General features: G+C 54.4%; 17 protein-coding genes. 9 read left to right on the forward strand and 8 right to left on the reverse strand.

What is annotated here, in order from left to right:
- Nucleotides 1-1,167, forward strand: coding sequence for a LegC family aminotransferase (locus tag E0E37_RS03890; protein WP_130861676.1), 1,167 nt, complete (start codon nt 1-3; stop codon nt 1,165-1,167).
- 60 nt (nt 1,168-1,227) lie between these two features.
- Here E0E37_RS03890 and E0E37_RS03895 read toward each other — a convergent pair whose 3' ends face one another.
- Nucleotides 1,228-3,360, reverse strand: coding sequence for an O-antigen ligase family protein (locus E0E37_RS03895; protein WP_130861677.1), 2,133 nt, complete (start codon nt 3,358-3,360; stop codon nt 1,228-1,230).
- Between the two features lie 754 nt (nt 3,361-4,114).
- On the opposite strand from E0E37_RS03895, the gene E0E37_RS03900 reads away from it, so the two are divergent.
- From E0E37_RS03900 to murJ, 4 genes are all read left to right on the forward strand, one after another.
- On the forward strand, nt 4,115-4,510 hold the full coding sequence (locus E0E37_RS03900; RefSeq protein ID WP_130861678.1) for a hypothetical protein: 396 nt from the start codon (nt 4,115-4,117) through the stop codon (nt 4,508-4,510).
- 68 nt (nt 4,511-4,578) lie between these two features.
- Nucleotides 4,579-5,274 carry a hypothetical protein gene (locus tag E0E37_RS03905; RefSeq protein ID WP_130861679.1) on the forward strand — a complete coding sequence of 232 codons (696 nt, stop codon included), beginning with the start codon at nt 4,579-4,581 and terminating at the stop codon, nt 5,272-5,274.
- 332 nt (nt 5,275-5,606) lie between these two features.
- A complete protein-coding gene (locus E0E37_RS03910) occupies nt 5,607-7,094 on the forward strand; it encodes a YfcC family protein (protein ID WP_130861680.1) in 1,488 nt (495 codons plus the stop codon).
- Nucleotides 7,095-7,212: 118 nt separating this feature from the next.
- Complete coding sequence (murJ, locus tag E0E37_RS03915; protein ID WP_130861681.1) at nt 7,213-8,742, forward strand: murein biosynthesis integral membrane protein MurJ; 1,530 nt, start codon at nt 7,213-7,215, stop codon at nt 8,740-8,742.
- An 816-nt stretch (nt 8,743-9,558) separates the two neighbouring features.
- On the opposite strand, the gene E0E37_RS03920 is transcribed toward murJ, so the two are convergent.
- Nucleotides 9,559-10,686: a hypothetical protein gene (locus E0E37_RS03920; protein ID WP_130861682.1), complete on the reverse strand. Its 1,128-nt coding sequence runs from the start codon at nt 10,684-10,686 to the stop codon at nt 9,559-9,561.
- Nucleotides 10,687-11,376: 690 nt separating this feature from the next.
- Between E0E37_RS03920 and E0E37_RS03925 the strand changes: the two genes are divergently transcribed.
- From E0E37_RS03925 to E0E37_RS18505, 4 genes are all read left to right on the forward strand, one after another.
- Nucleotides 11,377-11,664 (forward strand): NifU family protein, encoded by a 288-nt coding sequence (locus E0E37_RS03925; RefSeq protein ID WP_130861683.1) that lies wholly within the window; start codon nt 11,377-11,379, stop codon nt 11,662-11,664.
- A 212-nt stretch (nt 11,665-11,876) separates the two neighbouring features.
- Complete coding sequence (locus E0E37_RS03930) at nt 11,877-12,311, forward strand: sigma factor-like helix-turn-helix DNA-binding protein (protein ID WP_130861684.1); 435 nt, start codon at nt 11,877-11,879, stop codon at nt 12,309-12,311.
- A gap of 76 nt (nt 12,312-12,387) precedes the next feature.
- The gene (locus tag E0E37_RS03935; RefSeq protein ID WP_165445196.1) at nt 12,388-12,834 is read left to right on the forward strand and encodes a M23 family metallopeptidase; all 447 of its coding nucleotides are present in this window, start codon (nt 12,388-12,390) and stop codon (nt 12,832-12,834) included.
- Nucleotides 12,835-12,934: 100 nt separating this feature from the next.
- A complete protein-coding gene (locus tag E0E37_RS18505; protein WP_165445197.1) occupies nt 12,935-13,174 on the forward strand; it encodes a helix-turn-helix domain-containing protein in 240 nt (79 codons plus the stop codon).
- A gap of 106 nt (nt 13,175-13,280) precedes the next feature.
- On the opposite strand, the gene E0E37_RS03945 is transcribed toward E0E37_RS18505, so the two are convergent.
- The 6 genes from E0E37_RS03945 to E0E37_RS03970 all read right to left on the reverse strand — a co-directional run bounded on the left by E0E37_RS03945 (nt 13,281) and on the right by E0E37_RS03970 (nt 21,849).
- Nucleotides 13,281-14,420 (reverse strand): hypothetical protein, encoded by a 1,140-nt coding sequence (locus E0E37_RS03945; protein ID WP_130861687.1) that lies wholly within the window; start codon nt 14,418-14,420, stop codon nt 13,281-13,283.
- 110 nt (nt 14,421-14,530) lie between these two features.
- Complete coding sequence (locus tag E0E37_RS03950; RefSeq protein ID WP_130861688.1) at nt 14,531-15,955, reverse strand: jacalin-like lectin; 1,425 nt, start codon at nt 15,953-15,955, stop codon at nt 14,531-14,533.
- A gap of 30 nt (nt 15,956-15,985) precedes the next feature.
- On the reverse strand, nt 15,986-17,881 hold the full coding sequence (locus tag E0E37_RS03955) for a coiled-coil domain-containing protein (RefSeq protein ID WP_130861689.1): 1,896 nt from the start codon (nt 17,879-17,881) through the stop codon (nt 15,986-15,988).
- Nucleotides 17,882-18,104: 223 nt separating this feature from the next.
- A complete protein-coding gene (locus E0E37_RS03960) occupies nt 18,105-19,049 on the reverse strand; it encodes a DUF1848 domain-containing protein (RefSeq protein ID WP_130861690.1) in 945 nt (314 codons plus the stop codon).
- 93 nt (nt 19,050-19,142) lie between these two features.
- Nucleotides 19,143-20,435 carry a deoxyguanosinetriphosphate triphosphohydrolase family protein gene (locus E0E37_RS03965; protein ID WP_130861691.1) on the reverse strand — a complete coding sequence of 431 codons (1,293 nt, stop codon included), beginning with the start codon at nt 20,433-20,435 and terminating at the stop codon, nt 19,143-19,145.
- A 130-nt stretch (nt 20,436-20,565) separates the two neighbouring features.
- On the reverse strand, nt 20,566-21,849 hold the full coding sequence (locus E0E37_RS03970) for a patatin-like phospholipase family protein (protein WP_165445198.1): 1,284 nt from the start codon (nt 21,847-21,849) through the stop codon (nt 20,566-20,568).
- Nucleotides 21,850-21,992 lie beyond the last annotated feature (143 nt).

Raw genomic sequence — 21,992 nt, forward strand, 5'->3', positions numbered from 1 at the left:
ATGAGAAAAGAAATACCGTTAAGTGTACCAAATTTAAAATCAGACATAATAAGCAATTTAGAAGAATGTATTGAGAGTGGCTGGGTGTCTACAGGCGGTCGATTTATTTCTGAACTTGAGAGCAAAATAGCCGACTATGTGCAGGTTCCGGAAGCTGTGTCGACGCAGAGCGGGACAGCTGGACTTCATTTAGCATTAAAAGTTTTAGGTGTGCAGCCAGGCGATGAGGTAATCGTGCCGACATTAACATTTGTCGCAGCAGTCAATCCCATTTCATATCTTGGTGCATATCCAGTATTTATGGATTGTAATGAATTTTTCTGCATTGATACAGAAAAACTAGAAGATTTTCTGCATAATGAGTGCAATAGCGTAGACGGAATGTTATATAATCGAAAGACTGGAAGAAAAGTTGCGGCGATTATTCCAGTTCACGTCTTTGGCAATCTCTGCGATATGGAACGTATCATGGCTTTGTCCACTCGATATAATTTGAAAGTGCTGGAAGATGCCACGGAGGCTTTGGGAAGCTACTACACTTCAGGCAAATATAAAGGTAAATATGCAGGTACAATTGGCGATATGGGTGTTTACTCCTTCAATGCAAATAAAATTATCACCACTGGAGGGGGCGGTATGGTCGTATCTAATCACAAATCATATTTGGATCATACGCGCTATTTAGGTATTCAGGCAAAAGATGATACATTATACTTTGTACACAATGAAGTGGGATATAATTATCGAATGCTGAATATACAAGCCGCCATGGGGGTCAGCCAGATTGATCAGTTAGAAGAATTCATTCGTGTTAAAATAAGAAATTTCGAGCTGTACAGCAAACTTCTGCATGATGTAAATGGTCTAAAAATGCTACCTTTCAGTGCAGGGCGAGTCAATCATTGGTTTTATGCACTTGCAGTAGATAAAGAAATATTCGGGTGTAGTCGAAATGAATTAATGCATGGTCTAATAGAAAAAGGTATTCAATGCCGGCCAGTATGGAAATTGATCCATACTCTGAAGCCATATGAAAAATGTCAAGGTTATAAGATATCCCGTGCAATGGAATTCGAAGAAGGAGTATTAAATATTCCTTGCTCTACTAATATTACAGAAGAGGATGTCCGATATGTTGTTAAGGAAATAGAACAATTTAAAAGGTAGATTAATATGAGGAAGATAAAAGAACCTGCTGCCCTTTATAGGGAGCAGGTTCTTTTGTTGTTATATCGTTTGATTGGATCTAAGTTTTGCCAAGATCATATTAATCGCGATACCGGTTCCAAGCAGACCATAGAAAAGCGGCATTACTGATACCGTACTGTCATCAACAATGGCGGATATGAGAAAGCCTACTACACCGAAGAAAATGCCACTCCCCACATACGTCAGATAATCGTCATAGTTTGTCTTAAAATATAGCTTTATGCTATTGATAGCATATACAATACAGAGTGCAAGCAAAGCTAGTACAGAAAGCACCCCAGTACCTACAGACATTCCAAGATACATATTATGAGGCTTATCCACGATTATATTAATATTGTTGCTGAAGCTTGTACTATTGTACTTCCCTGCATAGTCCTCATGCGGGAAGAAAGCACAGTACGTATCCGCCCCGTGTCCGAGAAGCACAGTATCCTTCAGCATGGGCAGCGTCCGCGACCAGATATACCCACGGCCGGAACCGAAGCCATCGTTGTTTTCCCAGCCAACATGAGGTACGTCGTACAGGCTGATCTGTTTCCCTAGCTGATTCCTGTAGTAGATCTGGTCTTCCCCGATGACAAAGGGCCACTGCATTCCAGCCGTATTGACCAGTATATAGTACTGACCGTCATCGTAGGCGTATCCGATGGTCATATAATCCCGGAAGCGCTCGTCTTCCACGGTGAATACGCTCTGGTCTGCTTTGGAAGGCAGCATGCCGATCAACTGACCGTCGGAGTCCTTCAGGACCATACCTTCGATGGAGTCGTCGTTATTAGCTGTTATCTCCAGGGTCAGGGGATTGCCGTTAATGCTCATATCGACACTGCGTTCGTTTGTTTTGAAGTAGTCGATCTTCGGCCGCACGCTGCCGGGATCTGCGTATTCCTTTATGGGCTCTTCTGTCTCAGCCGGTCTGCCGGACGGCTGACCCGGCATTCCGGTAGATTCACTTTGGGCGTTGCGGCCCAGCACTCCATTCACCGCACCGGTGATTTCCGGCATCCAACGCTCATGGGTAATACCTGCCACCAGCGCCATGACCACCAGCATGACCAGCACCGGCTTCCACCACTGGATGAGCCGCTTATTCAGGATGATGATTCCCATCAGACCTACGACGCCCAGGCCCAGGAAGCCTCCCGAGGAAGCAGAGCCGATGAGGTTGAAGATGAGCAGCGCGAAGAGTACGCCCCAGCCGATCTTCTTCCAGAGGGGTTCGTCTTTTCCTCTGTTGACGGAACGGATAAAGAGCATTCCGAACAGGGGAATGAGCAAGGTCAGGTAGAAGGACACGTAGTTGATGTTGTAAACTGTCTGGTAGATCTCACGGTTCTGGAAAGTGAAGTTTAGGAACCGCTCGCCCTGGGCGGCGGCCTGGTCGATCATCTGCCAGATGGTGGAACCGGATTGCGTCAGCGTGTTGGGGCAGATGAGCTTCTGGCCCAGCACGGTGCGGAAAAAGTCTTTGTCCAGAGCCTGGGTGATGCCCAGCAGGCTCAGCAGGGTGCTGGAAAAGATCAGCGGGTACAGGATGAATTTTACGTTCTTTTCACTGTTGACCACGTTGATGATGAAATACAGCATGACCATGTAGGACAGCAGGGCCACTGTGCCCTCGAAACGGTCGTTCCAGCCCCAGAGGGCAAATTCCTTCTGCTCAGAAAAAGCGTAGGACAGCAGGACCAGCACGCTGTAGATGGCCATGGGAATGTAGGCGAAACAGCGCTTTATGGTGAAGGACTGGGTGCAGAGTCGGTACAGGATCATGATCAGCGCTACTGCGGCGCAGATGACGATGGCCACCATCTTGAAGTAGCTGAAGAAGTCGGTGATGTCACTGGTATTGGTATCAGTGGTCCAGAAGAACTGCTCCATGGGCCGGTGATACACATGCATGCGCACGATGAGGATGACCAGCGCGGTGAAAAACGCAGCGGGCAGGAGCTGGAACCAGTGAGTGTCCTCGCCGACTCTGGGCGCGTGGCTCATGGACCACAGATAGTCAGGGTCCTGCTGACGCTTCAGAGCGGCTTTTACGGCGGCGCCGTTTTTGGATCCGCCTTTTGTCTCAGCTGAGGTTCGCTTTTTCTCTGCCGACGTCTCCGCCGGTGCTTTTGCCGTTGATTTCTTTGGTGCTTTCGCCATATGAAAATGTCCTCCTTGTGGAATCTTTTATCCTTCGTTTGATGTTAATGCGTGGTATGATCCGAACACGGCGTCCGCCGTGCAGGTATCATAAGCTCATAGAGATTATTATACCTTAATTTCCAGAATGGGACAATAGAAAACCACGTTTGTTTCTATTATTTCACAAAAGTGCGGCTCGTATGATCGGGATGACGGCAGCCACAAAAGTTAAGGGGATCTGTGGGCCGTCTGAACGGATCAAATTACAGATCCGGGGTCTTGCTGCTGTAAAATGAGAATGAGAAGATGTGCTTTTCTAAAATGATAAAACCGTGAGAAGACGCAGGCGTTTTTTGGTGGTATAGTGATATCAGGTAAAAAAGATGAAAAAGGGTCAGGGGACGCCGCAGCGCGATGTGCGGCATCCCCTGTTTTCGTGTACGGCCAGCGTCATTTCACCTGTGGGAACCGGTACGGGGGAAGGGAACGATCTCAGGAAGAGGGCACTGGATCTATGGGATAGAAACCGCTTTTCGGGATGGCTGACACAGAGCCCGGGGAGCGGTTTTTATATAGCGGCAGTGAAGCCGCAGAAAGGCCCGTTGTAACGATTGTGAAAGTATGAGAAAAGGAGGTGAAGCGGATGAACCGGGCGAAGGGAGCAAGTGTTTCTGCGGGCGTTGTCTGTATCCTGTTATGCGTTTGTATGGCAGTGTGTATAGCTGTTGGATCTGCGGTATCTGAAGACCGCGGCCAAGGGGACGGCCTTGCCATGGACGCCAATGCGGTGAGCGGCGTTATGCCGGGCGTGGACCGGCAGAAGCGGATGGCAGAGCTGCAGGAGAAGCTGGACGACAGTCTGATCGCATTTTCGGTCAACACTAATCCGGTCTTTGCGGACGGCGGAGCGGAGGGGAACGTTTTGATCGAGAATCCGGAGCAAAACGAGAAGCTGCTGATCGCGGAGATCTATCTGGACGACACCGGGGAGCTGGTCTACCGGTCCGACGCCATTCCGCCGGGGGCGTACATTGCATGCGCCCGTCTGGATCAGAGCCTGAGCCGGGGAGATTATCCGGCGACGGTGTATTTAAAGGGATATGCGTTGGATACGGAGACGTATATCGGACAGGCCGGCGCTAAGATCGAGATCCACGTGGAAAATTAGCGTGCCGGGGGAATGGCAAGAGACTATGACATGGAGTATTCAATTTTGTATGAAAAAGGAGTGAAAAAATGAAAAAAACGAAAAAAGCAATGGCATTTGCGCTTTGCGTGCTGCTGATCGTCGGGGCCAGCTGTACGGCTGCATCTGCGGGTACGTTTACCACGGGCAGCGCGGTAGTGCCCATCAGCGGCGGAGGGATTCAGGTAAGCATGTCCGGTTCTGTTGAGCCGACGATCCTGAGCGTCACGCTGCCGGCGGATATTGTCTTTGAGATCGGAAAAAGCAATGAGGGGGAGAACAAGGTTCTGTCTCCCGCGGTTCCTGTGAGCAACGGTTCTTCCCAGGGCGTCTATATCTACGCCCAGAACACGCAGGTCGATATGAGCCAAATGGGAGGGGCGGTGTATGTCCCCAGCACTACCGGCGGAAGTCTGACGGTGACGGCCGGCGGGTTCCTGGTCTCCGGTGGGGGATTCGTGACCTCAGGCTCGATCTCGGTGATGCCCAACGAGATCGCCGTAGGCTTTTCTGAGGAGCGGGTCCCAACCTCCGGCGCTGTCATGCCGGGGCTGGGTCAGGCCAGATGGCTGATCCACGATCCTGATCAGAACATATGGATGAACCGCACGCAGCTGGCGTATATTCCCGGAAACGGAACGACCACGCTGCATGTGGTGGGGACTCTGGGCAGCCAGGTGCCGGAGGGCGGCACGTTTACGGTGCGGCCTACGATCATCGCATCCTACGATTACCTGGGATGGTAATGGCTTTCCATCGGGCCGGGCGCCGAAGCAGTGTCCTGCATACAGCGCCATAATGATGTAAAAAACGGCGCCGACGCGTCAGTTTAAAAGCTGAGCGGACCGGCGCCGTTTTTTTATTATGAAAAATGTCACCCTTTAAACGTGAGCTAGAAGGGCGGATATTATTCCAAAAGCTTCTTAAATCTCTATAAAGGTGCTGAGGCTGCCTGAGCGGAAAAACTTCACGATACATAAAATCGCCGCAAAACACAAATCCTAATCTCCGAATGAAATGTCTGCTGTGTCTGTCGATCAGGCGGGGCGACGAATATGAGGAATTGTGAGGAGTGCATATGAAGAAGTTTAAAATGCCCAGTGCATTTACGATTTTATTCTTGATTATTATCGTCATTGCAGTGCTGACCTGGATCGTTCCCGCGGGAACGTATGATTATGTGGATCCCAACGCCACGCCGCTGGAGCCGGTGCCTGGCACGTATCAGCCGGCGGATCAGAATCCCCAGGGGTTCTGGGAGGTGCTGCGTGCTCCGGTGGAAGGGTTCTTTAACGCTGTCGATATTATCGTATTTATTTTAGTGATCGGCGGTTTCCTGGGAGTGGTGACAGATACGGGCGCTATCGACGCGGGGATCGGATCCATCGTAAAGAAGCTGTCTGGACGGGAGACGATCATGATCCCCATTCTCATGGTGATCTTCGCTCTGGGCGGCACGATCTTTGGCATGTCGGAGGAGACCATCGCGTTTTACGTGCTGGTCATCCCCATCTTTATCGCGGCGGGCTTCGACTCGCTGACCGGTATGGCGGTCATCTTTCTGGGAGCGGGCATCGGGTGTCTGGGCTCCACGGTAAATCCCTTTGCCACGGGAATCGCATCGGGGTTCGCGGGGATCTCCATCGGAGAGGGGATCGTGCTGCGCATCATTATTCTGATCATCACGCTGCTTTTGGCCATCTGGTTTGTGATGGGATATGCGAAAAAGGTGAAGGCGGATCCCTCGCGTTCCGCCGTGGCCGATATGCGTGAGAGCAACGAGAAGCATTTTCTGTCCGGGGACCGGGCGGAGATCCAGGTGCTGAACGGGAAGCAGAAGTCTGTCCTTGCGGTGTTTGCCGTCAGCTTTCTGATCATGGTGCTGGGAGTGATCCCCTGGGCCGGCAAATTTGGGATCACCGTGTTTGAGGATTTTAACGCCTGGCTGCGGGCCGTACCGGGTCTGGGAACGGTGCTGGGAAATATTACGCCACTGGGCGACTGGTGGTTCGAGGATATCACGATCCTGTTCCTGCTGGCCTCTCTGGTCTGCGGTCTGATCTGGCGCTGGCCGGAGCTGCGTTTTGTGGAGCTGTTCGTGGGAGGCGCAAAAGATCTGCTGGGCGTAGCGCTGATCATCGGCATTACCCGAGGTATTTCTGTGGTCATGAACGACGGCGGTATGACGGCGACCATACTGCACTGGGGTGAGGAATCTCTGAAGTCCATGGGCTCCATTGCGTTTGTGGATCTGTCTTACGTCTTTTTCCTGCTGCTGTCCTTTCTGGTTCCCTCGTCTTCCGGATTGGCGGCGCTGTCCATGCCCATCATGGCGCCCATCGCGGATTTTGCGGGAGTGGGCCGGGATCTGGTGATCACTGCGTACTCCTGCGCCAGCGGGATCGTGAATCTGATCACGCCTACCAGCGGCGTGCTCATGGGCGCGCTGGCCATCGGAAGGATCTCCTACGGAGTGTTTATCAAGTGGGTCTGGAAGTTCCTTGTGGTGTTATTCTTCGTGGTCCTGATCCTTCTCAGCGTTGCGGCTGTGGTGCCCGGGCTGTAACGGAAGGAAAGGAAGCAGGCGGAAAGAAGCGGATCGCCTTTAGGGCGGCGGCAATCGGTTGACTGAATGAGCGGTTAGGTGATAGAATAAGACGACTAAAAGGAAAAGGAAACATTAAATGCGTCGAATTCAGATCACGGCCGCTCAGACGGCCGTTTTAATGGCTGTTTTAACATTGGGTTCCAAATGCGTGGGCTTCGTCCGTGAGATGGTGCTGGCCAATTATTTTGGGACCAGCTTTATCGTAGACGCCTACACGATGGCGAACTCCATACCGAACATGATCTTTGGGAGTTTATTCAGCGCGGTGGCGATCTCTTTTATGCCTGTATTTTCAAAGAAGGTGGAGCTGGAAGGAGAGCAGGAGGCCAACCTTTTTACCAGCCGGACGCTGAACGTACTCATGCTGGTATCCGCCATTTCCGCCCTCATAGGGCTGCTCTTTTCCGATCAGCTGGTATGGATCTTTTCCCAGTTCAAGGACCCTGAGACGGTGGCCCTGACCAGTTTTTATCTGAAGATCACGTTCAGCTTTATCATTTTCAACTCAGTAGCCACGCTGATGGAAGCCTTTCTGCAATACAGAGGGGTGTTCCTGCCGCAGATCATCATCGGCTATGTGCAGAGCGGCTGTATCATTGTGATCGCCATCGTCAGCGCGTACACTTCGTACTATTATCTGGCTTTCGGTATTCTGCTGGGCGTGGGGCTGCGGGCGCTGGGTATCAGTTTTCTGGCCAGGCGAAGAGGGTTCCGTTATTCCTTCGACTGGAAGCTGGGCGCGGCGACGAAGGAGATCATGCTGTTGGCGCTTCCCGTTTTTATCGGGGGGAGCATCAACCAGATCAACGCCTTCGTGGACCGGACTCTGGCCTCGGGGCTGCAGGAGGGAAGCATCGCGGCGCTGAATTACGGGAATCTGATCGTAGGCATGATCAACACCATGACCGTGACGATCATGGTGACGATCATCTATCCAAAGATGACCCAGGCCAACGCGCTGAAGGATTATGAACGGCTGGGAAATATCGCGGAGCGAGGGATCAATCTGACGTTGCTTGTGGCGCTGCCCTGCACCATTGGCGCGCTGGTCTACAGCGAGCAGGTGATCCAGGTCGTGTATGAGAGAGGAGCCTTCGATCCGGCGGCCACGGCGCTGACGGGACCGGCGTTCTTTTACTATTCCATTGGACTGGTCTTCATCTGCCTGGCCACGCTGCTGACTAAGATCTACTATTCCTTTGGCGACACCCGAACGCCCGTGTACTGCGGTCTGGCGGGCATGGTAGTGAACGTGGTACTGAATCTGATCCTGGTCCGCTACATGGCCCACGCAGGACTGGCCCTGGCTACCAGCGTGGCCGCGGCGGTGAACGCGCTTTCCCTGTATTACATGATGAAGCGCAAGTATCCGCAGATCACGCTGATCCGTTCCACGAAGAAGATGTGGCTAATCGGGGCCATCTCAGCGGTGTCTGTGTCTGTGTCCTACGGCGCTTACCGGCTCATAGGCGACAACCTCTGGATGCCGAGACTCATCCTGCTGGGACTGGCGGTTGCAGTGGCAGGCGTGGTCTATCTGGCGCTGCTGTTTCTGGCCAGGATCGAGGAAGTGAATCTGATACGGGATCTGTTCCACAGAGGATAACATTCAAATTTTAAAACTGGAATAGACTGAATTAGTACGGAAATAGAATGGGAGCGCCGCAAAATAGATCTGCGGCGGACAAAGCGCATAAAGCGATCTTCACGGCTAAAACAGCCAGAGAGACGCGTTATGCGCTATTTTTCTGACGGACTGTTCTGCGGAGCGTTTGCTGTTTTACGGTTACGCGTTTGCTGTTCTGCTGTTCCGCGCCTGCGCTGAGTTTGGCTGTTGGTCTCCGGCAGGCTGCTGGTCCATGGCGGGACGCTGGTTCCCGATGGAATGTTGACATCCGGCAGGCTGTCGCTGCCCGGTCGGAGGCTGCCCGGTCGGGGATGCCCCGTTGGGGGCTGTCCGGTTGGGAATGTTGGGGCGGACACTGGGAGTAAATAGGTGAAATCTAGATTTTTTTCCTGGTTTCGCCGAAATAGAGCTTCTAAATAGGTGGTAATCATTTTATTTTTAAGATTTCGCCTATTTGGCAGCAGATATTGAGTAATTATCACTGCTATTCACCTGTTTTTATGTGAAAAGTGATTTTTTTTTCTGTTTTCACCTATTCCAGAGCCAGATGGCCAGCCGCCGAAGGGTTCCCATCCAACCGGCTTCTCGCTGAAGCGATCCCAGTCCAGCCGGCCCCTCGCTGAAGCGATCCCAGTCCAGCCGGCCCCTCGCTGAAGCGATCCCAGTCCAGCCGGCCCCTCGTTGAAGCGATCCCAATCCAGCCGGCTTCTCGCTGAAGCGATCCCGGAGCGCAATGGCCCGCGTCCGGCGTATTGAAATGCCGGGCGCGGGCCGTTTTTTAAAGGGGCACAGCGTCTACAGGGGAAGCTGATCCGTCACATTAAACAATGTTCCGGCCGACGGGTGGGATAAGTCCTGAAAGGGCTTCATTCCCGCACAGGCTGCCGTCCTTTCCGCGGCGGAAAGGGAGGCCAGGGTCCCGGCGGCTCCCTGCAGGTCGCAGAAGCAGTGATATTTCCGTGCGTAGTAACTTTCGGGATACCTGAAAGACACGCCGGAGGCGGGCACGATCTGAATGTCGGGCGGAGAGCTGAGGAGCTTTGAGGACACGGCGGAAATGAAGTCTGCGCAGATATCAATGCCAAAAGATACGTTGGCGGGCGCGGTGATCGTGAATGACGGGAGCTGCGCCGCGTTGTAATGTGCGGCCAGGGGGCTGAGGTAACCTCTGTGAGTTGTCCCCATATAGGCTTCGGCGCAGCCGTTGATCTCGTCCATGGTCACGGCTCCCGCCGCGCCGGGAATACTGGCGGTCGCGAAGTCCACTTTCCGCCCGTCGACCCACTTGTGGAGCTTGTCCGCTGGATTTTGGGAGTCCCGCCCCAAACCGTCCTCCTCCGTCAAAAGCTGTTTTTCCCAGGCAAAAACACACTTTTCGTCGTGGAATACAGGTGCGGTATTGTACAGTATTTCGACGGGGCCGGTGGTGTCCTTCCACCAGATGGTGCCGGCAAAGATCATAAGATTTTTGCGGGTGATGGAGGCCAGAACGCCGGGATAGCCATGCCGTCCTGTGAGGATGTTTGAGGCGGTGGCCTCGTACAGCGGATTGCTGTATTTATATACCGGGCTACCGCCGGCACTGATGTGAGTCTTCCCTGCAGGCTCGATGTCGTGCCAGTAGCCTTCCGGCAGTGTGAAAACGTACAGGCAGTTTGTGTCGGTGGGATCGTATTTTACCGCCTGCATGGCTTTGGCGATCTGCCCCGCCGTCCACACTTCAAGGGTGTTGATCCAATCGTCCTGAAGCTGGTATTTACTTGCCTTGTAAGCCTGCAGGCGTGCGTCGAAGGCAGCGTCAGTCTCAACGTCGTCCTGTATGGGCTTCGTCGGAAAGGTGTGGTTTGACCAGAATTGCGTCTGTAGATTGGCGAGTTCCGGCCTGGCCAGAGTGTTGTTAAGCGCGATGTGCATAAACTTCATGATAATTCTCTCCTTTTCTGTGGGGAACAAGAATCCACGCTTTGTCTAGGCGTTTTGGCTGGATTCTCTTCCATCTTCTGTTTAGATCTCCTATTTTGGCTTTCGGGCGGCGAAATAAGGGCCCAATGGGCCGTATTCTCTGTTGAACGGTCGGCCCCCCTTCGCCGGCGGGTCAAAATTCGACGGGACTGTGCAAGTCGATAGGGGCATGGGGGCTAAGAGGGACATGATCCTGAGAACCATGAGAACCACGACCATGAGGGCCAGGGGGCCCGTCGGCCGCCCCGATGGCTGTCAACTTCCAGAGGGACTGCCAAAGGAACAGCGGCCTATCCTCTGCCGCGGAAAGCTGCCTATACTCTATACAAGATAAAAAAAGGGAATTGTGCAACACGGTGCGAAAATTTATACGCGGTGCAGTCTGGTCCTTCAGGCTCTGCGCTGTCTTATGACGATCTGACAGGCGTGGAGGATGCGGATCATTCTGTGGGGACCGGTTTGAAATTGATTTCTGGGAATTGAGCTGGATCATTGCGCGGATCGAAAATTATTTGTATAATTAAGAGGACGGCAAGAGCAGGGCAGGCAGAAATATCGTTTAATCATATATGGAATGAGTCCCCCAGGCCAATGGGCGGGCTGTAAATGGGAAATATTGATAGACGCATATGAGAGAAAGGAATCGGAGACATGGAAGAAAAAATTCAGAAGGCGCTGGATGAGAAGATCAACCCGCAGCTGTCGGCCCACATGGGGCAGGCGGTGCTCACAGGGGTGGAGGACGGCGTGGTCTATATCAAGCTGACGGGGGCCTGCGGCGGCTGTCCTGCCTCGGAGGAGACCTTCGAGTATGTGGTGAAGAAGCACATTATGGAGGAATGTCCGGAGGCGGCGGACGTGGTTCTGGACACTTCTGTCAGCGAGGAGCTGATGGACTTTGCCCGGAAGATTTTGAACAAAGAGGTAAAAGGGCTGTAAGATCGGGACGGACAGGAATGGCCGGGCCGGGGCGGATCGCATGGACGGGATCCGCCCCGGCCCGGTTTTTTATTTGGATCGTACTTTTACTTCGCGACATAAAATGTGTCGTTTATTACAATTCTGAAATTATTTTATCGAATTATGTTGCTTTTTTGGATTATTTTCTCTCTTATTAACTGGTGCAGCAAGCTATATGAAGGGAAAAAGAAATGGACCGGGAACGGAAATTACTGGAGCTGTATCTGAAACAGACAGAGGAGCCGGAGCTGGAAGAGTTTCTGGATTTTGTCTACCGGGTACTGTTTTCGGCGTATGTAAAAAAGACGGCGGTAGAAACAAAAAAAGCCTACTGTATGCGGGAACGCCTGAACAGGGAGCGTCTGTGCTACCTGGAAGATCCGGAGATCGGCAGAACTGCTGCCGCAGGTGTGGAAAGAGATGAGACGGAGGAGGCTTTGGGGCGTTTGACGCTGCGGCAGGCTCTGAGTCATCTGCCGGAAAAACAGGCGGAGGTCCTGGTCGAACTTTTCCTGAAGGCCAGGAAGGAAGAGGAGGTGGCTTTGGAACGGGGAATTTCAAGGCAGGCCGTAAATGGGCTGAAACGGCGCGGCCTGGAGGCGCTGCGCCGGGAAATGAAAGGATAAAGCGGCGGTCCGGCAGCCGGCGGAACAGAATATGTGTCCGTCGGACAGCGGAGCGGGCCGGAGAGAGGAGAGTAACATGAGCAGTGAAATAAAACTGGCGCATTGGCCGGCAGATTCGAGGCAGATTTCCTCTGCTTTTGGGATGAGAGTTCATCCTGTCACTAAAGTGAAAAAAACACATCAGGGAATTGACATAAAACCTTTGAAGGGACCGGGAGAACCGATCTACGCGGCGGCGGACGGAACGGTGTCCGTGGCGAAGGCCAACCGCAATGATCCGCGCACCGGGTACGGCTGGTATGTGGTGATCGACCACGGCGGCTGGTGTACCATATACGCCCATCAGCAGGAGGGAATTCCGGTCAAATGCGGGCAGAAGGTAAAGGCTGGCGACGTCATTGGAAAAATTGGAAATTCCGGATGCAGCACAGGCGCTCATCTCCACTTCGGCGTGGCCAGAGGCGCGTTTAAGGCTGCGGGTTCGGATTGGATCGATCCTGTTCCTCTGCTGTCCGGGCTCTAGGGACGGGATCCTGAAACATAAGAATAAGGGGCTGCCGCAGGGCGCGGCTCCCCCGTCAAATGACGGAAGGGAGCGGAAGGTTCTGTGCAGAGAGTTGATTTTGAAGGGAAAGGAAGGCGGCGAGGATGCGCTGGAGCTGCTGTTTCAGCTGTTTGCCCCCATGCTGGAAAACCGCAGCCGCGTCTACGGCGTCCGCGACGAGGAGCTGAGTGCGGAGCAATCCCTCGCGTTTCTGAAGTGCTTGCTGCACTTTACCGTGGAGGAATTGGCCTACGCGGAGGAATTTATCAAATGGGAACGAAAGAAGGACGATAAAAAACCTGGGTCCGGCGGCATTTGACGCCGGACCCGGGTTTTTTGATAACACAGGAAATGTGGTCCGTTGATTTTTCTGCACGTTTCCGCAGGAAACTTTTTTCTTCTGCACGCTGGACGTCAGACCGACGTCAGACGAGATCCAGCTGGGGCGAGATGAGAAAGATAGTATCGGCCAGCGGCCTGGCGCTGTTGGTCGTGTTGAGCTGTACGGCGATGGATTTGTCGGAGGACGGATCCACTGCTGCGGTAGTGAGACATGCTTCTGCCATGTCGCAGACAAAAAGAAAGGCCGTGGCGTAAAAGCTGACAGGATTGCGGAAGGCTACTCCGTTGGACAGAACCACCTGAATGTGCGGAGGCGCCGGCAGGAGCTGATGGGAGACGGCGCCGATAAAGTCTTTGCAGATATCCAGTCCAATGGAGAGTGAAAACGAGGCGGTCGTCAGGTTAAACTGCGGCAGCGCGTGGTGGTTCAACCTGGCGGTGAGAGGGCTGATAAATCCCCTGCGTTGGAGTTGGATAAATTTCATCGCGTTGTCGTTGATCTGTTCTATATTGGCGGCGGCAGGCAGGCCGGCCTGGGAAAAAGCTGTGTTTCTGGCATCAAACCATTTGTGCAGCTTCCTGTTTTGCGCGTCGCTTCCAAGGCCGTCGACCTTGCTGAGCAGCTGCTTATCCCACAGGAACTGACAGGCGCTGTTGTGGAAGACAGGAGCGGTGTTATAGATGGTGTCCTGACCTGCGGCGTTGGTGGATTTCCACCATATGGTTCCCGCGAAAATGGCGATGTTGGCGGCTGATAATCCGGAGAGAGTTCCTTCGCCGGTTCTGTAAAACAGAAGGTCGGCCACAGAGGTCTCGTACAGCGGATTGTGATAGTCTGAGATAGCCCGCCCCGCCGGATCGATGTGGAGCCGTCCGGGCGGTTCCGTGTCGCACCAGTAGGATTCAGGAAGGGTGACGAGATACAGGTCGGTTACAGCGTTTTTCTCGCGGTCTATCTTAATGGCCTTTTCCAGCGCCCTCCTGATCAGCAGGACGGTCCAGGATTCCAGCATGTGGATCCATTCCAGCTGCAGGGCGGCTTTCACATTACGATAGGCCTGCAGCTTTGCGTCCCGAACCTGGGGCGGGTCGGAAGCTGTGTCGGGCTTTTCTGGATAGAGATGGTCGGACCAGAACAGTTTTTCCAGCCCAGCACGCTGTTTGCAGTAGGCGCCTTCGGCGGGATTCAGCCTGGCGCAGAGGTTGATATGCACGATTTTCATAGGAGTTTCCTTTCCGCTGTGGTTGACAACAGCTTAAAAAATGGGGGATGCGGTTTTATTCCGCCGCATCCCTTAGGCGCCGCTAGGCGCGGTACTTCAGACCAGGAGGCTCAGCGGCGGCCGTCAGGCGGTATGGGACGGGTGTAGAAACCGATGCCGGAGAGCATGCGGCAGTTTTCCAGAGGCCTGCCGCCCTCCACCGGGTGAGCGGTCTCGCCGTAGATGCCGCAGATGGCGTGGCCCTCCGGCGCCTCGGCGACGAAGGAGCTGCTGCCGCCGTTCTTGGAACCGGCTTCCAGCCTGCGTCCCTTACTTGTTGTAAAGCGCAGGGAGTAGACAAAATTGTTGTTCCAGTAGGGGCCGTAGCGCCCCTCGGCCTTTACGATAAATTCATCGCTGTCCAGCTGATATTCCTGCGGGCTTCCGCCCTCGCCGCCGTGAATAGGCGTGTCGGCGGTATCGTATCGGAACCGGATACCATCGATAATATCGCCGCAGCGGATCTGTATCCCGTCGGGAAAGGCATAGCAGCTGTCCGTGTCGTCGGTCAGGTCGTCGAACTGATCCGAATGGAGGGCTCCGCCGCTGTAGAAAGAAGTGCGGTTCATGGGAGTTCTGGCCTGATCGTAAAGCGCTCTCAACCGGCCCAGCTCAGATTCGGAGCTTCCCACGCAGCTTCCTCCTGCAGCTGCAGACCGGCCGGCGTCCTGCTGCGCATTCAGCCATTCCATCAGGTCGTCCTCGCAGACTGAATTGTGGATCAGCCGCGTCAGCCGGTCGCTGAGCATGCCGAAGTATTCCAGAACGCGGGACCACATGACCATATCCTTCTTGGAAGCCAGCGACTCCTGTACCATCCGGACTAACTGCGACTGAAGGTCCGATATCTTGTTTCCCAGCTGTTCCGTCTGGGAAGACAGATCCTGAATATCGGCTGCCAGCTGGTTGATCCGGGCTTCCATCTGAGATAGCTGCTTGGCTTTTTCCTGCAGTTCCCAGCCTTTCTGGCGGATCTTTTCTCTGTCGTCGCTGCAGGCGGACTCGATGGCGGCTCCGATGTTGATGATGGGGATGCATAACAGGATCTTTCGGACCCGCTCCCGCTCCTGGGCAGCCTTGATCTGTTCGGAAAGACTGTTGATCTCATTTTGCAGCCTGGCCGTATCCTGCTGAAGATGGCTGTACTCCGTCTGGGCCGCCGCCTGATCTGCGGTCAACTGGTTCCTCTTATCTTCCAGCTCTTTTTTATTCTTTTGGTAATCCGCGATCTTGTCCTGGGTTTTCTGGATCGCTTCCTCGCTTTTGGAGGCCGATTCCTCAGAACACTTTTTTTCTTTGGCGGCCTTATCCTGCAGCTTGTCCAGCCGGTCGGTTATGGCGCCCAGATCTTTTTTCAGGTTGACAGAGAGCGCCGCCGGGGCGGCGTCCTCGCTCTGGGCCACGATCGACTGGGTGACAACGTTGGAGATAGTCTCCGAGAGTTTGGCTTCCACCGCCTGAATGTCGGACATGATTTTTGACTGTTGCAGTTCCATGGTTGATCTCCTTTCCTGATCCAGTGTTCTCTACAGGGCGGCCTGAGCGTCCTGCAGTTTTTTTTGTGTTTCGTCGCTGACGGCGATCTGGGCGTTCACGCTGTCCAGCAGGTGGTGGGCCTGAGACGCGGCCATCTTCCAGGATTCTTCCGGGAGATAGCCCTTTAGGATATTGTCCTGGATCTGTGCCTTCGTCTGCTGGGCGGCGTCCAGGTATTTGGCGCATACGTCGCCCAGAGCGACCCAGCTGCACAGGTAACTGACCAGCGTCAAGGTGAATTCGGGGCTTCGGTATTCTTCCAGCCGCTCCTCCGGGGTGAAATCCGCCAGATCCTTGATATCTTCGGCCAGTTTGGATTGGGCCAGCCTGCTGCAGAACCGCTCTACGGAGGACCAGAAGACCGCCGCGTTGGTCAGCGCCACCGATATCTGTTTCAGACAGAGGATCGCTACCTGAAGAGTCTGCACGGCGGTTTCCGCCTGATTGCCTTGTGTGGTGGTTCCCTCGATGAGTTTGGCGAATTTCGCCATGTTGGAGAGCAGCTCTCTGTTTTGTTTTTCCAATTCAAATTTTTGTTTGAGAAGGACCTTGCTCTCATTTTTCGCTTCCTGCAAAGCCTGTTCGCTCTTGCTGCTCAGCGCCTGCATCTGCTCGTTCAGGCTGTTCAGCGCCGCGTCCGCTGCCGAGACTGCGGCGGCGCAGTCGGCCTCGTGGGTGGAAAGGGCGTCCGCCTGAGCCTTTTTCGCGGTGAGGGTCTGCGCCATGACAGGGAGGTCCTTTTCTTTCGTCTCGATCTGAGCCGTCAGCTTTTCGATCTCTGCATCCTTCTGCTCCGCGCTCATTTGGCTGTCGTTTTTCACCTTGTCCAAAGCAGCCTTTAACTCTTCCAGCTTCTGCGGAGCTGCCGCCATGTCGCTCTGGATCTGGGCGATCTCAGCCAGCAGGGCGTTTTTCTTTGCCTGATTCTCTACCTGCTGGCGTTTGAGGTCGGCCAGATTGTCGCGCTGAGCCTGTTTTTGGGCGAATAAGGCCTGCTCCTCCGGAGTGAGCTGGGGCTGTGGGGCCCCGGCGTTGCCGGGATCTGTTCCTGCGCCTGCGCTGCCGCCCTGTTTTCCCCCGGATGTGTTAATGTTGATGCCGCCCCGGGACATGGAGGAACCGATGGCGGAAGCTACGCCGCCCACCACTCCGGAAAGTCCTCCCGTAATGGCGGATACCAGACGAATGGTCCGCTCTTCCTTAGCCGCCGCTGCCTCCTTTTCTTTGGCGTCCTCGTAAAGCTGCGACACCTCCTCCATCTCGATCTGAAGCAGCTCGTTGTTCTTGGCCCTGGCCTCCTGTTCGGCCTGCATCTGATTCAGCTGGGCGCGTATTTCAGTCAGCTTCTGGTAGCTGACAGCCTGCTCGTCCTGGGAGGCCTCCAAAGCCTCTTGGGTCTGTTTGGCCATGGAATCGAAGCCTGCGGACAGCTCGCTGCACTGCCGCTGCATATCCGACGCGTAAGAAGAACAGCGCTGCAGCTTTTTCAGGGCCATGGGCTCCTTGCACTGAAACATAAAGCGGTAAGCGCTGGTGGTCAGTCCGATAATTTCTTCAATGTTTTCCTGAAAGGAAGTGATGGCCCGCATGCTTTTGATGCAGAGGTCCTGCAGGTCCTTTTGCAGGCCGGAGATCCTGGACTGGATCAGGGTGCCGGCCAGCGCGTTGTGGGCCACGAACAGCAGGCTGTTTGCGTTGTCCAGATTGGCGATGACACAGTTCAGGTCCAGGCGCTGCAGGATGTTTTCCCGCTCTCTCTGGACCAGCGCGGCCCGCAGATCCGGGGCTTCGATCAGGGAATAGGTCTCCTCCTTTCCGTTGACGGTAACTTTGACGTCGGTGCTGGCGTCGAAGGTCTCGACGCGCTGGATCTCAAAGGTTTTCATAGGTCTCCTCCTTTAACCTGCGCGATTGACGCGCTTTCGTTTGAGCGGAATCGCGGAACGCGGAATGCGGTCCGGCGGCTTTCCGATGTGGAATAACAGAGAAAAATGCCGGATTTTGCAACGCCAGTGGAGAAGTTTTCAGATATTTAGGGTAAAACGCAGAGGAAAGAAGGGGAGAAAAAAATATCCCGCAGCGCTGCCGCCTGCGGGAATAAAATCATGGTTATTTGATCTCAAACAGATCCAGCTGACAATTTCGGCAGGACTGGACCTGCCTGACGCTGATCCGGTCCTCCGGTCCCGGAACGCCGAAGAGCAGAGGGGACGCGGGGTCGTGAAGGGCGCGGTTTTTTGCCGCGGTGCTGGAGCTGTAGTTGGCGTAGCAGTACAGACAGCCATTTTCGCAGGTGTTGTAAGCGCCGATATCAATGCTTGCGATGCAGCCGCATTCCGGCCGCTGATTTTTGTCTTTTTGAACGGAAAGTTTAAAACCGCCGATCCGTTCAAGCCTATCCCTGTCGATGCAGTGTGCGTGGGAGATCCCCAGGAAGTCCAACTCCATTTTTTCCGCGCAGGTATTCAGGGCGATCCCGTGGTCCGCGGCGATCTCAGAGAAACGGCCCATCAGCTCCAGCTGCATGGGGCGGGACTGGGGTCCGATGTTGAGGGAGCGGGCGTTTCGCGCTGTGTTTTGGTAGAAGTCGAGAAAACTTACGGTGCACTGTTCCGTATGATCCCCCAACCGGTCCGCCAGAGCCCTGAAATATCTGCAGTGATAGTCCAGCGTGTACGTTTCGTTAAAGAAGACAGGGTCGTAGCGCCAGACTACCCGTTCTTTTCCGAGCATGGATGAGAGCCGCTGAAAGGCCGGCGCCATCACGCGGCTTTTGGAGGGAATATGGGGTTCCACGTCCTTGCCGTAAGAATTTAGGGTGAATTGAAAGTAGAAGGGGTAGTCCCTCAGTTCGTCCAATCTGTCCAGCATGGGGATCGGATTTTTCGTCCAGAATACGATGCCGTCCGTGACCGCCGGATCCAGGCTGATCCTCCCCACCTGGCGGGGGTTCATGGGATTGCGTACCAGAACATATTTCTCCCTGATTCTGTTAAACAGCCATTCCGAATAACAGGCCGGAATGTCGGTCCTTCTGCTGGCGCTGATGATCATTGGCGAACGGTTCTCCTTTTCCAGTGGATCTTCATGAAAAGCCGCGTATGGGGACGCGCAGCTTTTGTCGGGACAGCTGCCTGCATCAGGGAGCTATCGCATATCGTCAAAATACGATACGTACTTGATCTCATGGGTCCCGCCGGGAAACAGGAAGTTGTACAGGTCGATGAAATAATCGTCGGTCATGCTGGCGATGTAATCCACCACGATCTGGTTTGGCTCCTCCTCTTCGTAGGGCGGCAGATCTCCGTAATACTTTCTGTTGTCGTTGATGAAGCTGATGTGGTGCCGGTAAATGACGGAATCTTTTCTGCGGTCCAGCAGGTCGTGCAGAAGGCGGTAGTAAATGTCGTGGAACATAGGCCGTATCTCGTTGTCGTACACATCGTTGATGCGGGGGTTGCGGTAGATCATCTCGTAGTTTTCTTTTTTAGCCGTCTTCAGGGCCTTGAAATGCTCCCCGCTCAGAAGGAGAAAATCTTTGCCGTAACTGTTTTCAAGGATATTGACCACCAGATTGTTGATGATCTCCGCGTTTTCGCCGCCGATGGTGCCGGGGGTGAAATGCAGGCCGCCGGAAGGATTTTTCCGGTTTCCCCTGCTGTTTTCGGTATCCCCAGGATCTTCTCTTTCCGCCCCGGAAGCGGCGTCGTCGATGAGCCGCGCCCGGCGGGCGTCCTGCCGGTCTTTTCCCAGATAGGCTACCATGTCGCAGATGCGGACCACGCAGGCTTCCAGCGTGGAGGGGACCAGGGCGCCGATGTTTTCTTTATCCGAATAACAGGATTCCACCGCGTGGTCCAGCTCTTTAAAATCGTTCATTTGCTTTGGACGATATTCTTTCAGCTCAAACTCTCCGTTGTGACAAAGGATGCCGTTCAGGGTCTGCAGGCTGATATTTCTGGCAAAGAGTTGATCGAGCACCCGGACGCTGTGCACATTGTGGTTAAAGTATCGGCCTGTGTTTTCCTGATACAGGTCGCTCAAAAATCGTTCGCCGGCGTGGCCGAAGGGGGTGTGGCCGATGTCGTGCCCCAGCGCGATGGCCTCGATCAGGTCCTGATTGAGACCCAAAACAGCGCCGATATTCCGCGCGATGCGGGATACCAGCTGTACGTGAAGGGCCCGCCGGGAAATGTCGTCGTTTCGGTAGAAGGAAAAAACCTGGGTCTTGTCCGCGTATCGGTTATAAAAGGGACTGTGCATGATCTTTTCCACGTCTCTCACGAAAGCGGGGCGCCAGAGGTTGGCCTTATCCCGGTGGGGATCTCGCCGGATCACGTCCTCGTCTCTGGTCCGGCACGGGTTGTCCCAATGGTCGGTGCGGTCGGCCAGGATACGCTGCTGCAGCTCCGGGGACAGACTCTGATATTTTAAAGGCATAAGGTCTCCTTTCAACTGTGTTTCTCAGTAAAGAATGGCCTGGGGTCCAGCGGGGACGGCATGGGCGGGAAGGGGCCACGCTGGATCCCAGGCATTTCATATAAGCGATGATATTATTTTATACCATGTTTCACCGAAAAGAAACCTTGGACGGCGTAAAAATCTTTTCCCGGGCCACCTCGTAGCCGTGGCGGAGAATAAGGTCGAAATCCTCCGGCGCCGGTGAGGAAAGCGTGGTGGGATAGTGCTTTACATAGGATACCTCTTCTGGGGATAAGGCGTCTGGAGGACCCGTCTCAGCCGCGCTGTTCTGAAGGGAGGCTCCGCTCAGATGGACCGCCTTTCCAGGCGGGCGCTGTATGCCGGATGCGACGGTTCCGGTCCTGCCTCCGGCGGCGCCTTTCGCCGCAGCTGCAGCTTCTGCTGCGGCTCCGGTTACGGCTTCGGCGCGTTTGCCCATCCCATCCCCGGCGGATCTTGCGGGGACGCTGCAGATCTTCAGATAGCAGCCGTTTCCCGTCCGTTCCAGATAATCGGTCACATCCCGGCTTCGGAGGGCGTCCACCTGATCCATGGTGATGTTCAGCAGACGTCTCAGGTTCTTGACAGGGGAGAAAAAGTCCCGCTCCACATATCCGCTGGAGGCGGAGGCGTTGCTCACGATCAGATAATTGAGGTCCCCGGTCAGATGGCCGCCGCCCGATATTTTGTAGAGAGCTTCAAGACCAAGATTGTCGTAGACGCCGCCGTCCCACAGATGCAGCACCTTCCTGCCGGATTCGGCCCAGCCGCAGCTTTTTGCCGACAGGCGGTAGGGGCCGATGAGCACGGGAAAACCTGCGGAAGCAGCGGATGCTTCGGCGATGGAAATGGATGGGGAGAGGGTGTAGCCCACCTTGTAATCCCCCATTTTTTTCTGAGTGATGCGAAAATCCTTTCCTGTCTCGAAGGTGGTGCAGTTGATAGACCACAGAGGATCGGGAGGCAGATCGCGGATGTCTCCCCTGACGTCCCAGAGCTGTTCGATGGCCTCCGCCACCAGATTTGCCTTTCTGCGCCAGTTCCAGGGACGGACAGTGAGGGACATCAGCGCCCGGTCCTGAATATCATTTTTCAAGATGGTGCTGCGGATAGCGGGCAGCGTCCGGTGGAGATATGTCTGGCTGTCCGGGAAACATCCTTCGTTTTTGGCATACAAAAGAGCTACGGCCAGACTGGCGCCGGAGACGGTGGAGATATGCCGGAGGTTTTCCAGAAGGCCCAGCTCCGCCAGACGCCGCAGTACTCCCAGGTGAAAAATGGCGGCTCGGATGCCGCCTCCTGAGAGGGCGATGCCGATGTTGGCGTTGGTGGAGACCATGGCGGCGGAAACATTGGGCCTTCCGTCTCTGTCTGCCCTGCCGCCTGCGCTCATTGTGCTGCCTGCGTTTACGGCAGCGGCAGCATGGCCTGTGCTCCCGGCATGCCGGTGGGCGATGGGGTCAGGTTGAATGGGTCGGACTCCGGACAATGGAGAAGGGGGTATGTACATGATCGGCTCCTTTCAATTTTTTCTGC

The organism is Bacilliculturomica massiliensis (genome assembly GCF_900605495.1).
GTDB lineage: Bacteria > Bacillota > Clostridia > Peptostreptococcales > Anaerovoracaceae > Bacilliculturomica > Bacilliculturomica massiliensis.

Coding starts and splice junctions, on each gene's coding strand:
- E0E37_RS03890 (WP_130861676.1), top strand. CDS start 1: ATGAGAAAAGAAATACCGTTAAGTGTACCAAATTTAAAATCAGACATA.
- E0E37_RS03895 (WP_130861677.1), bottom strand. CDS start 3,360: ATGGCGAAAGCACCAAAGAAATCAACGGCAAAAGCACCGGCGGAGACG.
- E0E37_RS03900 (WP_130861678.1), top strand. CDS start 4,115: ATGGACGCCAATGCGGTGAGCGGCGTTATGCCGGGCGTGGACCGGCAG.
- E0E37_RS03905 (WP_130861679.1), top strand. CDS start 4,579: ATGAAAAAAACGAAAAAAGCAATGGCATTTGCGCTTTGCGTGCTGCTG.
- E0E37_RS03910 (WP_130861680.1), top strand. CDS start 5,607: ATGAAGAAGTTTAAAATGCCCAGTGCATTTACGATTTTATTCTTGATT.
- murJ (WP_130861681.1), top strand. CDS start 7,213: ATGCGTCGAATTCAGATCACGGCCGCTCAGACGGCCGTTTTAATGGCT.
- E0E37_RS03920 (WP_130861682.1), bottom strand. CDS start 10,686: ATGAAGTTTATGCACATCGCGCTTAACAACACTCTGGCCAGGCCGGAA.
- E0E37_RS03925 (WP_130861683.1), top strand. CDS start 11,377: ATGGAAGAAAAAATTCAGAAGGCGCTGGATGAGAAGATCAACCCGCAG.
- E0E37_RS03930 (WP_130861684.1), top strand. CDS start 11,877: ATGGACCGGGAACGGAAATTACTGGAGCTGTATCTGAAACAGACAGAG.
- E0E37_RS03935 (WP_165445196.1), top strand. CDS start 12,388: ATGAGCAGTGAAATAAAACTGGCGCATTGGCCGGCAGATTCGAGGCAG.
- E0E37_RS03945 (WP_130861687.1), bottom strand. CDS start 14,420: ATGAAAATCGTGCATATCAACCTCTGCGCCAGGCTGAATCCCGCCGAA.
- E0E37_RS03950 (WP_130861688.1), bottom strand. CDS start 15,955: ATGGAACTGCAACAGTCAAAAATCATGTCCGACATTCAGGCGGTGGAA.
- E0E37_RS03955 (WP_130861689.1), bottom strand. CDS start 17,881: ATGAAAACCTTTGAGATCCAGCGCGTCGAGACCTTCGACGCCAGCACC.
- E0E37_RS03960 (WP_130861690.1), bottom strand. CDS start 19,049: ATGATCATCAGCGCCAGCAGAAGGACCGACATTCCGGCCTGTTATTCG.
- E0E37_RS03965 (WP_130861691.1), bottom strand. CDS start 20,435: ATGCCTTTAAAATATCAGAGTCTGTCCCCGGAGCTGCAGCAGCGTATC.
- E0E37_RS03970 (WP_165445198.1), bottom strand. CDS start 21,849: ATGAGCGCAGGCGGCAGGGCAGACAGAGACGGAAGGCCCAATGTTTCC.